The organism is Lysinibacillus telephonicus, from assembly GCF_003966145.1.
Taxonomy (GTDB): Bacteria; Bacillota; Bacilli; order Bacillales_A; family Planococcaceae; genus Ureibacillus; species Ureibacillus telephonicus.
The window spans coordinates 57365-69771 of sequence record NZ_RXNR01000007.1 but is presented as its reverse complement, the minus strand read 5'-3'; the positions used below and the strand labels follow the sequence as shown (position 1 = coordinate 69771).

At 36.9% G+C, this 12407-nt stretch carries 10 protein-coding genes; all 10 read right to left on the bottom strand.

Annotated elements, in window-relative coordinates; genetic code table 11:
* Window positions 1-131: 131 nt before the first annotated feature.
* On the bottom strand, window positions 132-1082 hold the full coding sequence (gene ribF, locus EKG35_RS03850; protein ID WP_126293005.1) for a riboflavin biosynthesis protein RibF: 951 nt from the start codon (window positions 1080-1082) through the stop codon (window positions 132-134).
* Window positions 1083-1097: 15 nt separating this feature from the next.
* Window positions 1098-2009 (bottom strand): tRNA pseudouridine(55) synthase TruB, encoded by a 912-nt coding sequence (gene truB, locus EKG35_RS03845; protein ID WP_126293004.1) that lies wholly within the window; start codon window positions 2007-2009, stop codon window positions 1098-1100.
* 289 nt (window positions 2010-2298) lie between these two features.
* Window positions 2299-2640 (bottom strand): 30S ribosome-binding factor RbfA, encoded by a 342-nt coding sequence (gene rbfA / locus EKG35_RS03840; RefSeq protein WP_126293003.1) that lies wholly within the window; start codon window positions 2638-2640, stop codon window positions 2299-2301.
* A gap of 94 nt (window positions 2641-2734) precedes the next feature.
* Window positions 2735-3013, bottom strand: a complete 279-nt coding sequence (locus EKG35_RS03835; protein ID WP_126293002.1) for a DUF503 domain-containing protein — start codon at window positions 3011-3013, stop codon at window positions 2735-2737.
* Window positions 3013-5244 carry a translation initiation factor IF-2 gene (gene infB / locus EKG35_RS03830; protein WP_126293001.1) on the bottom strand — a complete coding sequence of 744 codons (2232 nt, stop codon included), beginning with the start codon at window positions 5242-5244 and terminating at the stop codon, window positions 3013-3015. The genes EKG35_RS03835 and infB overlap by 1 nt, the downstream gene beginning before the upstream one ends.
* A 14-nt stretch (window positions 5245-5258) precedes the next feature.
* Entirely contained in the window at window positions 5259-5564 is a 306-nt protein-coding gene (locus EKG35_RS03825; RefSeq protein ID WP_126293000.1) for a YlxQ family RNA-binding protein, read from the bottom strand.
* Window positions 5561-5839 (bottom strand): RNase P modulator RnpM, encoded by a 279-nt coding sequence (gene rnpM / locus EKG35_RS03820; RefSeq protein ID WP_126292999.1) that lies wholly within the window; start codon window positions 5837-5839, stop codon window positions 5561-5563. Before rnpM ends, EKG35_RS03825 begins: the two co-directional genes overlap by 4 nt.
* 62 nt (window positions 5840-5901) lie before the next feature.
* On the bottom strand, window positions 5902-7044 hold the full coding sequence (gene nusA, locus EKG35_RS03815) for a transcription termination factor NusA (RefSeq protein WP_126292998.1): 1143 nt from the start codon (window positions 7042-7044) through the stop codon (window positions 5902-5904).
* Window positions 7045-7065: 21 nt separating this feature from the next.
* Window positions 7066-7545 carry a ribosome maturation factor RimP gene (gene rimP / locus EKG35_RS03810; protein WP_126292997.1) on the bottom strand — a complete coding sequence of 160 codons (480 nt, stop codon included), beginning with the start codon at window positions 7543-7545 and terminating at the stop codon, window positions 7066-7068.
* A gap of 456 nt (window positions 7546-8001) precedes the next feature.
* On the bottom strand, window positions 8002-12327 hold the full coding sequence (locus tag EKG35_RS03805; protein ID WP_126292996.1) for a PolC-type DNA polymerase III: 4326 nt from the start codon (window positions 12325-12327) through the stop codon (window positions 8002-8004).
* Window positions 12328-12407: the final 80 nt, after the last annotated feature.

The following is a 12407-nucleotide window of genomic DNA, read 5'->3' as shown; positions in this document are numbered from 1 at the left end:
CTTATGGACCTCCTAAATAATAATTTAACACCAATAGCACAGCAGTCGTTGGAGAATCGAAAAGCCGAGCTAAGGTTTAGTGCGTAATACACTTAAAGAAGTGTACCATACTTTAGATTTACAAGCAAATATTATGATAGGTGCTTGAAGTAAAGAATTGCTTCCTCTTTATCTTTTTCAATTTGAGCCTTTAATGCATCGATGCCGTCAAATTTTTGTTCACTTCGAAGACGTTTATACCAACCAACTTGTACTTCTTCTCCATAAATATTTTTATTAAAATCTAAAATATGCACTTCAATTGATAATTGTCGGTCATCAGGGTTTTTAAACGTTGGTTTATATCCCACATTACAAACACCATCATACCATTTGTTTTGAACTAAAATTCTCACAGCATATACACCGGTTGCAGGAATAAAACTACCTTCTATCGCTTGAATATTTGCAGTTGGGAAACCAATTGTACGCCCTCTCTTATCCCCATGAACGACTATACCTGGCACTTCAAATGCTCGTCCTAATAATTTCGCTGCACTTTCCATATCTCCATCTTGTAGATATTGACGTATTCTTGTAGAGCTTATTTTTTCTGCATCATCACTTAGTTTATCCACAATCGTTACACCATAATCTCCATTGCTTAATTCTTTCATCGTTTCCATATTGCCCTTGCCAAAATTTCCGAATGAGAAATCAAATCCTGCAGTGACATGTTTAACATTTAAATCCCGAATAAAGTATTGAATAAAATCTTCTGGAGAAAGCTTAGCAAAATCTGATGTAAATTGAACAACAAAAACATTATCTACACCCAGATCATTTAATATGTCCAGCTTTTGTTGTAATGGTGTTATGTAAAATACTTTTTCCTTTCGCCCACCTAATACGATAGATGGGTGGGGATCAAATGTCATAACTGCACTCTCAATCTTTAACTCTTGCGCTTTGTCGATTGCAGTTTTTATGACAGCTTGATGACCTTTATGTACACCATCAAAAAATCCGACTGCTAATGAATATGCAGCCGTTTGATCTAGTTGATTTAACTGATGTGGATATTTCAAATGAATAATATTCATTGTGGATTTTGCCTCCTATATTAAATTTGGGAACATTTTTTCAGGCTTCATGAATCCTTCTTTTGTTGGATGTGCTATATAAACGGCTAAAGCCTTTCCTTGCTTACTAAACACAATTTTATCACTTTCTCTTAAAAAGGCATGTATCGGAAGCACTTGTCCATTTATAATTTGTTTATCATTTGATGAATCAATTTCAACAAATGGATAATTAGCTAATGCATATTCTACAGGAAGAATGATATTTTGAATATTTCCTTCATTCATGATGTTTTCCACTTGTTCTATTGTGACACAATTCTCCTTAGTAAATGTTCCAGAGGCAGTACGGATTAAAGATAACATATGTGCAGGAAAACCTAATTTTTCCCCAATTTGTACAGCAAGTGTACGGATATACGTTCCTTTACTGCACGCAATTCTTAAACGAAATGTTATTTCTTCCCCCTCGAAAACTGTTGAATCATCAAGCAATTGCATCGAATAGATCGTTACAGTTCTTGTTGGGCGTTCTACAACTTCACCTTTACGAGCGTATTCGTAAAGTCTTTTACCATTTACTTTTACAGCAGAGAACATTGGCGGAGTTTGTTCTATCCGACCTGTTAAAGATTCTAATACTTCTAATAGCTGCTGTCTTGAAATCTTTTTATAAGTTTCATCTGCTTCGACTGTTTCCCCTTCAGCATCCTCTGTTGTAGTTGATTTGCCAATACTAACAATCGCCTCATATGTTTTGCCAGCATCAGTTAGATATTCTGCAATTCTTGTCGCCTGCCCAATGCAAATAGGCAGGACTCCTTCAACTGCTGGATCTAATGTTCCCGTATGACCAATTTTTTTCGTTTTTAAGATTTTGCGCAATTTAAAAACACAATCATGGCTAGTCATGCCTCGCTCTTTCCATAGCGCTATAATGCCGTTCATTGTAGTTCTCCTTTAATATTAGCTATGAGATAAATGAAATTTATCATACAAAAATTCTGAACTCGATAAAAAGAAAAGTCTACATTGCACAACATTATGCAGATGTAGACCTATACTCTTTAAATTTTTGTCCCGCATTGACGAGAAGTAGAAATCCTACTATTTCAACTTTAGAAGAGTCGAGTAATGGTAGGTGGTGATCAACTTCTCCTAATAAGTTCCACTAACAATCAGTAGGGGATGAAGACCTCTACTGACTAAAGTTCAACTTTATAGTTCCCTTTAGAATTTACTCTTCATGGAGAGAACGTAACAGCGCATCAATTTTGTTTCCGTATTCAATCGATGAATCAAATTCAAATGTTATTTCAGGTGTTCGACGCAAACGAATTCGATTCCCAATTTCAGTACGAATGAAACCAGAAGCTTTTACTAAAGCTTTTAATGTTTCTTCACGCTCACGATCGTTTCCTAGAGAAGAAATATAGACAGTTGCTTGTTGAAGATCACCAGTAACGTCTACATCCGTTATGGTTACAAATCCAACACGCGGGTCTTTTAATTTACGAGTAATAATATCGCCAAGCTCTTTTTTCATTTGCTCAGCTATACGATTTGAACGTAATGACATAAGATGTGCCACCTCTTTATTAAAGGGATGTTTTTTTATAAGGTATTTATATATTGATATTATACCTAGCCATCACCCTTAAAATTTAGTCTAGTTATAAATAATCTCGCCAAACCTCAAGCTGTTCCCATGCAGGATTTGATTGAAGAAAATGCAGTGCGTGGTTGATTTCACGCTCTGCACTTGCCTTCGATGAGGAAACGGACACTAAAGCTAATCTTGTCCGTTGCCACACATCTTGATGGTCAATTTCTGCTATCGAAACATTGAACTTTTGCTTTGTACGAGTAATCATTCGCTGGAGAACTGCTCTCTTTTCTTTTAACGAATGGGCAGTTGGAATCATAAATTCCACTTCCACGTAGACAATCACTATCGTTTAATTTCTTCCATAATGAAGGCTTCAATTATATCGCCTTCTTTAATGTCGTTGAAGTTTTTAATTGTCATACCGCATTCGTAACCTTTCGCAACTTCTTTCGCGTCATCTTTAAATCGTTTTAACGAATCGAGTTCACCTTCATAAACTACGATGCCATCACGAATTACACGAACGCCAGAATCACGAGTTACTTTACCATCCGTTACATAAGAACCAGCGATTGTACCAACTTTTGAAACTTTAATTGTTTGACGTACTTCCGCTTGACCAATAATTTTTTCTTCAAATTCTGGGTCAAGCATACCTTTCATCGCAGCTTCGATTTCTTCAATCACTTTATAAATGATTCGGTGTAATCGAATGTCTACTCCTTCTTCTTCAGCAGCACGTTTTGCATTTGCATCTGGACGTACGTTGAAACCAATGACAATGGCATTTGAAGCTGCAGCAAGTGAAATATCTGATTCCGTAATAGCACCTGCACCAGTATGAATAATTTTCACATTAACGCCTTCTACATCAATTTTCATTAATGATGCAGCCATTGCTTCAACAGTACCTTGAACGTCTGCTTTCACGATAATATTTAATTCTTTTACTTCGCCTTGAGACATTTGTTCAAATAAATTGTCTAATGTCACGCGTTGTTTTTCTGAACGACTTGCTTGAATTGCAGTCATTGCACGAGATTCTCCAACTTGGCGAGCAGTTTTTTCGTCTTCAAATACAACAAAACGATCTCCTGCTTGTGGAACTTCATTTATTCCCGTAATTTCTACTGGAGTTGCTGGTCCAGCTTCTTTTACACGGCGTCCTAGATCGTTTACCATTGCACGTACACGTCCATAAGCATGACCTACAACGATTGGGTCCCCGATACGCAATGTACCATCTTGAACTAATAATGTAGCAACAGAACCTCTACCTTTATCTAATTGAGCTTCAATTACTGTACCGATTGCTGAACGATTAGGATTTGCTTTTAGTTCTGCTACTTCAGATACTAATAGTATCATCTCTAAAAGCGTATCAATACCTTCACCTTTTAGGGCAGATATTGGAACAAATATTGTGTCACCGCCCCAGTCTTCAGGAACTAGACCATGTTCAGTTAATTCCTGCATTACTCGGTCAGGATTTGCAGAAGGTTTATCCATTTTATTCACTGCAACAATAATTGGAACTTCTGCCGCTTTTGCGTGGTTAATCGCTTCAACAGTTTGTGGCATTACACCATCATCTGCAGCTACAACAATAATTGCTAAATCAGTAATTTTTGCTCCGCGCGCACGCATTGTTGTAAATGCAGCGTGACCTGGTGTATCAAGGAATGTAATTTTTTTATCATTTACTACAACTTGGTATGCACCTATATGTTGTGTAATTCCACCTGCTTCGCCAGCAGTCACTTTTGTATTACGAATTGAATCCAGCAATGTTGTTTTACCATGGTCAACGTGTCCCATAATCGTTACAACTGGTGGTCGTTCCTTTAATTCATCTTCATTTACTTCAGTTTGCTCGAAATATACTTCTAAATCCGTAATATCAACACGTACTTCTTCTTCTACTTCTACACCATAGTCAGCGCAAATTAATTCAATTGCATCTTTATCTAACTCTTGGTTAATTGTTGCCATTACTCCAAGCATAAATAATTTTTTAATAATTTCTGATGGTTCACGGTGTAATTTTTTCGCAAGTTCTGCAACAGATAAAGATTCATAGAAAGTAATTTTTTCTGGCAGTTCTTTTGGTGTTACAGTTGCTTGAGGTTGATGATGTTTTGGTTGGCGACGTTTCCCACCATGAATTCCTGGTTTCTTACGTTGGTTAAATCCGCCTTTATTTTTGTTGTTGTTTTGTTGTTGTTCCATGTTTTTGTTATGGTTACCCTTACTTTTATGTTTTTCGCCAGCTCCATTAGGCGTTTGTTTATGTTCATTACCAGCTTTTTTCTGTGGTTTAATAGGCTGTTGTTCTGATTGTTTATTTTGAGCTTTTGGTGCAGATTTTTTCGTATCGCTCATTACTTTTTGTTTAGAAGTTTGATTCGCTGAATTTCCTTGATTAAAAACAGAATCTAATTTAGTTACAGCTTCACTTTCAAGCATCGACATATGATTTGAAACAGTAATGTTTAGTTTGTTTAGTTGTTCGATTACTTCTTTACTTGATTTATTTACTTTTTTTGCATATTCATGAACTCTTAATTTGGTCATCTGCTCACCCCCGATTATTTTTCGTTGAGTAGACTAGACATCTTCTTCGCAAATCCACTATCTGTTATAGCGAGTGCGACACGTGCTTCTTTACCAATTGCAGTCCCTAGCTGGTAGCGATCACCAAACACATGATACTCAACGTTGTAATACGTACATTTATCTTGAATTTTTTTACTAGAATTATTTGACGCATCAGATGCTAATATTACCAGCTTTGCGTTGTTATTCCTTATTTCCTTTACTACTAACTCTTCGCCTGAAACTACTTTCCTTGCTCTTGCGGCTAGTCCTAATAGTTGAAGGAATTGTACACTCATAAAATAGACTCCCTGCGAATTAATTTGATTAGTTCATCGAAGACTTCATCAGGGATTTTCACTTCTAATTGACGCTCTAATATATTTTTCTTCCGCGCAATGTCAACTGCCTCTTCAGACTTTGATATATATGCGCCACGTCCTGATTTTTTTCCTGTAATATCTACAGATACTTCTCCTTCTTTTGAACGAACGATGCGTATCATTGATTTTTTAGGAAGCATCTCGCCAGTTACAACACATTTGCGTAATGGTACCTTTTTTTTAGTCGACATGAGAACTTCACCTTCCCTTAAAACGAAAAATATTCATTAATTATGCATATAGCGTGTTATGTTTATTCTTCGTTATCTTGATAAAGATCGTATTCGATTTCATCGTTTGAAGTATCAATATCTTCATCATCTTGGATAAATCGGCTTGATTCATTAGGGTAAATACCTAACTCGCGGGCATCTGATTCACTTTTAATATCAATTTTCCACCCTGTTAGTTTTGCTGCAAGTCGAGCATTTTGACCACGTTTACCGATAGCAAGTGATAATTGGTAATCAGGTACAACAACTGTAGTTGATTTTTCTTCTTCATTCACAATAACATCTAGTACTTTAGATGGGCTAAGTGCATTTGCTACGAATACAACTGGATCTTCTGACCACTCTACAATATCGATTTTTTCACCATTCAACTCATTTACGATATTTTGTACGCGTGCACCCTTCCCACCAACGCAAGCCCCTACTGCATCGACTTCTTCGTTATGTGCATAAACAGAAATCTTCGAACGATCTCCTGCTTCACGAGCAATTGATTTAATTTCTACAATGCCTTCATAAATTTCTGGAACTTCCATTTCGAAAAGTCTTCGAAGTAATCCTGGATGTGTGCGAGAAACAATTACTTGTGGTCCGCGTGTTGTACGTTCAACCTTTGTAATATAAACGCGAATTCTTGACTGAGGTTTATAAACTTCACCTTGAATTTGTTCATTTACTGGCAATGCAGCTTCAACTTTACCTAAGCTAATATAAATGTTGCGTGCATCTTGACGTTCAATTGTACCATTAACAATATCGTCTGTGCGGTCAACAAATTCTTCATAGATTAATCCACGTTCAGCTTCGCGAACTCGCTGCGTTACAACTTGTTTAGCCGTTTGAGCAGCAATACGGCCGAAATTACGCGGCGTTACTTCTTGTTCTAACACATCACCAATTTCATAAGCAGGGTTGATTTTTTTCGCTTCTTCAAGAGAAATTTGAAGACGATCATCTTCTACTTCTTCTACTACATCCTTACGTGAGTAAACAACCATTGAACCATTTTCTAAATTTAAATCAACACGAACATTTTGTGCTTGATTAAAGTTACGTTTATATGCAGTTACTAATGCCGCCTCAATTGCTTCAATTAAAACGTCTCTTGAAATGCCTTTTTGCTGTTCCAGAGCAGTTAAAGCATCTAATAAATCACTACTCATTCTATTTTCACTCCTAAATAGCTAGTTTGATGAAAAATCAATTGCAAGCCGTGCTTTTGCGATTTTTTCTTTTTCAATAAAAATGTTAATTTTACGAGTTTTAATCCGAACTTCAAGCTCTAAACCTTGTTCAGTATATGCCTTCAAATAACCTTGAAATTCTTTCATATCTTTTATTGGCTCATATGTTTTCACATAAATAAATTTGCCTACTGCTTTTTCGAAATCTGCTTCTTTCTTCAAAGGACGCTCGGCTCCAGGTGAAGAAACTTCTAAATAATAGTTTTGCTCGATTGGATCTTTTTCATCCAGAACTACACTTAGACGCTCACTAACTTGAGCGCACTGGTCAATATCGATTCCGCCTTCAGGTGTATCTATATAGACGCGAAGAAACCAATCGCGGCCCTCCTTTAAAAACTCTATATCGACTAGTTCAAGATTTAAGTCTTCTAAAATTGGTGTAACAAGCTCTTCAATTACTGACGTTACTTTGCTCATAGTATCCTCCTAAACGTAATTGTTTTTTGCTTATTAATATAACTAGTTGTTGCTTAAAGTAAAGCGTAGGCGTCCTAACTCTTTTTTGCGAAAAGCCGACATTACTTACATTGTGTTTGGAGTACTAAAAATCCAAACAAGTTCATGCTTTTCCTTTATTAAAGGAAAACACAGATAATAAGTCTGCGGCTTACTATAGTCGCAATTTTAAAATTGTATGCTTTGTTGTTTAGAAAAATAGAAATTCCACCTAAGTTGGTGAAATTAACGTCAGAACAAGGTGTTCGTTCAATGGTAATTAAATTTGGATTAGCATAACAACAGAAAAGAGCGGGAAGGCCCCACTCTTTTGCTGCAAAACTATCAACAAATTATTACCTTTACAATAGCACAAAATCTTACTTAATGCAAATTTACGTAAATGTGTCACTCTAATGGTAATTAGAATTTGCATTTCTAGAATAATGAAAGCTGGTTGGCATCTGGCAGCCCATCTAGACAGCCGAGGCTATCCATATACTCAATTAACGTTTTTGAAACACGTCCACGTTGTTGCAAATCTTCTTTTGATAAGAATTCTCCTTCTTCTCGTGCAGCAACAATTGCTTTCGCAACGTTTGTTCCAAGACCAGGAATCGCATCAAAAGGAGGTATTAAAGAATTGCCATCAATGACAAATTCACTTGCTTGTGAACGATATAAGTCAACTTTTTTGAAACTCATGCCGCGTTCACACATTTCTAACGCCAATTCAAGAACCGTTAATAAATCTTTTTCCTTTTTAGATGCATCTAAACCTTTTGCATTAATTTCATCGATTCGTGTGCGGATCATTGCAGACCCTTGCGTCATCGCTATTAAATCGAAATCACTTGCACGTACTGTAAAGTAAGCAGCGTAATATAAGATAGGATGATGCACTTTAAACCATGCTATACGCACAGCCATTAAAACATATGCAGCTGCATGGGCTTTAGGGAACATATATTTTATTTTTTTACAAGAATCGATATACCATTCCGGTACATTTTGTGCGCGCATTTCTGCTTCCATTTCTTCAGTTAAACCTTTTCCTTTACGAACAGACTCCATAATTTTAAAAGCAAAACTTGGCTCTAACCCTTGATAGATTAAATAAACCATAATATCATCACGACAACCAATTACTTCTGACAGGACACATGTACCGTTTTGAATAAGCTCTTGTGCATTTCCTAACCATACGTCAGTTCCATGTGATAATCCTGAGATTTGAACAAGTTCACTAAATGTTGAAGGTTTCGTATCCTCTAACATTTGACGAACAAAACGTGTTCCGAATTCAGGAATACCAAGTGTACCTGTTTTACAGCCAATTTGTTCTTCTGTAACACCAAGTGATTCTGGACTTGAAAATATTTTCATAACTACCGGATCATCGGTTGGAATTGTTTTCGGATCGATCCCAGATAAATCTTGCAGCATCCGAATTACTGTCGGATCATCGTGCCCTAGTATATCGAGCTTCAGAACATTATCATGTATGGAGTGGAAGTCAAAATGCGTCGTTCTCCATTCTGCATCTTGGGCATCAGCAGGGTATTGAACAGGCGTAAAATCGTATATATCCATATAATCAGGTACAACAATAATCCCGCCTGGGTGCTGGCCAGTTGTTCTTTTTACCCCTGTACATCCTTGTACAAGACGATCAACTTCTGCCCCACGGAAGGTTATATTATGGTCATTTGAATAACCCCTTACATAGCCGTATGCAGTTTTTTCAGCAACAGTACCGATCGTTCCTGCACGGTAAACATAGTCTTCTCCAAAAAGCACTTTCGTATAATTGTGTGCGTGTGGCTGATATTCTCCAGAGAAGTTTAAGTCGATATCGGGTACTTTGTCTCCTTTAAAGCCAAGAAACGTTTCAAACGGGATATCCTGTCCATCTTTTTTATAACGTGTTCCGCATTTCGGACAGTCTTTATTCGGCAAGTCAAAACCACTACCTACAGAACCGTCATCAAAGAATTCAACATTTTTACAGTTCGGGCAAACATAGTGCGGCGGCAATGGATTAACCTCTGTTATTTCCATAAAAGTCGCAACAAGCGATGATCCAACAGAACCACGCGAACCAACTAAATAACCGTCAGATAGTGATTTTTTAACAAGCTTAGCAGAGATTAAGTAAATAACGCCGAATCCGTTCCCTAAAATCGATTTTAATTCTTTCTCAATACGCGCCTTTACTATCTCGGGCAAGTCCTCACCATAAATTTTATGCGCCATTTCATATGTTAAATTTGTTACCTCATCGTCAGAGCCTTCAATTTTAGGTGTATACAATTCATCCTTAATCGGTTTAACATCACCAATCATATCTGCTACTTTCTGAGAATTTGTTACTACAATCTCTTTAGCTAAATCTGGACCTAAGAAATCAAACTCCTCAAGCATTTCATTTGTAGTACGGAAATGAACCTCAGGCAATTTGTAGCGGTTTAATGGGTTTGCTCCCCCTTGAGAACCAACTAAAATCTGTCTAAATATAGCATCTGTTTGATGGAGGTAATGAACGTTTCCTGTTGCAACAACTGGCTTATCTAATCTCTTCCCTAGTTTTACAAGCTTGCGGATAATATCCTCTAGATTCCACTCATCATGAATTGCACCATCTTCAATTAGTTGTGAATAGACTGGTTTTGGTTGAACTTCAATATAATCATAAAACTTGGCAACCTTTTCGGCTTCCTCAGTCGATTTGTTCATCATCGTTTCAAACAACTCGCCTTTACTGCATCCAGAGCCAACTAATAAACCTTTGCGCAATTTTACTAAGTCAGAACGGCGTATTCGAGGAACTCGGTAAAAGGTTTGTGTATGGGCAATCGAAATAAGTTTAAATAAATTTTTTAGCCCTTCATTATCAATTGCTAAAATTGTACAGTGATATGGGCGAGATTGCTTATAGCTTTCATTTTTGTCTATATACTTATTAAATTCATCATGATAATTGATGCCTTGCTCCTTCGCTTCTTTTAATAGATGAAGCATTAATTCTCCTGTTGCCTCTGTATCATAAATCGCACGGTGATGCTGTGTTAATTCAATACCATATCGTTTACATAGCGTATTTAAACGATGGCTTTTTAACGTCGGGTTTAAGAAACGTGATAATTCCAATGTATCAATAACAGGATGTATTACTCCGTGTATCCCAGCTTTTTCATAGGCAGTATAAAGGAAGCCAATATCGAATGAAGCATTATGTGCTACTACAATGGCATCTCCAATAAACTCCTTGAACTCTGACACTACTTGGTCGACTTCAGGTGCATCCTGCAGCATATCATCAGTAATATGAGTTAACTCGATAATTTTTGCAGTTAAAGGCTTATGCGGATTTGCAAACCGTTCGAATTTATCGATTACCTTACCTTCTTTAATTTTTACAGCGGCAAGTTCAATAATAGTATCGTAAGCAGTAGAAAGACCCGTTGTTTCCACGTCAAATACAACAAATGTTGCATCATCTAAAGCAATATGCTGCTCTGCATATGCAATCGGGGAGCCATCATCTACTATGTTTGCTTCAACTCCATATATAATTTTTATTCCATGCTTTTTCCCTGCAGCATATGCCTCTGGAAAAGCTTGTGCAACTGCATGGTCTGTAATGGCAATCGCAGGATGCCCCCATTTTGCTGCTTGTGCGACTAACTGATCAATTGGTGTCACGGCATCCATCTGACTCATTGGCGTGTGAAGGTGGAGTTCTACTCGTTTTTCCCCCTCAGGTGCTGTATCCTTTCGCGGCTCTTTATATACCTCATTAATATCTTGAGCCATAACAACTAAGTCTCGAACGAATGTATCGTTTTGAACAGAACCGCGAACTTTCACCCACATTCCTTTTTTCAATTGGGTCATCATTTCCGCATCTTCTTTGTCTCGAGAGAACATTTTTACTAAGATTGAGTCCGTATAGTCAGTAATTTTCAACTCTAATAAAGAACGCCCACTTTTCAGCTCTTTAATGTCAACTGCAAATACGTATCCTTCAATTACGATGCGGCGTTCTTCCTCTAAAATACGGCGAATTTCCATCGTTTCTGTCTCTTTAATTTGAACTCCCAGTTGGAAAGGACCGCTGTTCGCAACTGCTGCTGGATTTTCACTTTTAGCCTTTTCACGTTTTTGGAAATCTTCCATTGCTTGTCTAGCAAGTTCAGCTTCCTCCATTTGACGCTGTTCTATATATAAAAGCTGTGCCTCTCTCATTTCATCCGTTTCTTCAAGTAGCTGAAAATCTACTGAAAATGGCGGAAAACCTAATGAGCCGTAAGCTTCTACGATTTTTTGTGCATATTTAGATTTTAATGTTAACTGTTCAATTTCTGACATACAACAAGCTGTTAATTTATTCCCATTCCACTTTGGCATTTGATTGATTAATCTATTTTTCAATGGTGGAGAAGCATCTAATTGTTCAACAGCTGTTAACCAATAATCTGTCACAAGTTGTTCTGTTACTTCTGGATTGCTTGCCTCAATGGTAAATGTAGCTTGTGCAATATGATTAAACTGTTCAGCCATTCTAGTACGAAACAGTTGATAGACTTGAAAAGGCAAAATATTTTTTAATTTAATTGCAAAACACCATACACGATTTTTCTTATGAACTGTCAGCCGTGTGAGTTCTCCTTGTTCAAAAAATGACATGTAGACATCTTCAGTCAATTGCAATTGTTGTAATAAGGTTAAAAATCTTTCTCTTGCTTCTTGATTGTCTAACATTCAACTCACCACCTACTTAATTTATTTTTATAATGTTGTCCGAAAAGTAAAAGGAGTACAACTCAACTTTATACTGAGTT

Bases quoted from the DNA above. Each gene is read 5' to 3' on its own strand.
- ribF (WP_126293005.1), bottom strand. From the start codon at position 1,082: ATGAATATTATTCATTTGAAATATCCACATCAGTTAAATCAACTAGAT.
- truB (WP_126293004.1), bottom strand. From the start codon at position 2,009: ATGAACGGCATTATAGCGCTATGGAAAGAGCGAGGCATGACTAGCCAT.
- rbfA (WP_126293003.1), bottom strand. From the start codon at position 2,640: ATGTCATTACGTTCAAATCGTATAGCTGAGCAAATGAAAAAAGAGCTT.
- infB (WP_126293001.1), bottom strand. From the start codon at position 5,244: ATGACCAAATTAAGAGTTCATGAATATGCAAAAAAAGTAAATAAATCA.
- EKG35_RS03825 (WP_126293000.1), bottom strand. From the start codon at position 5,564: ATGAGTGTACAATTCCTTCAACTATTAGGACTAGCCGCAAGAGCAAGG.
- rnpM (WP_126292999.1), bottom strand. From the start codon at position 5,839: ATGTCGACTAAAAAAAAGGTACCATTACGCAAATGTGTTGTAACTGGC.
- nusA (WP_126292998.1), bottom strand. From the start codon at position 7,044: ATGAGTAGTGATTTATTAGATGCTTTAACTGCTCTGGAACAGCAAAAA.
- rimP (WP_126292997.1), bottom strand. From the start codon at position 7,545: ATGAGCAAAGTAACGTCAGTAATTGAAGAGCTTGTTACACCAATTTTA.
- EKG35_RS03805 (WP_126292996.1), bottom strand. From the start codon at position 12,327: ATGTTAGACAATCAAGAAGCAAGAGAAAGATTTTTAACCTTATTACAA.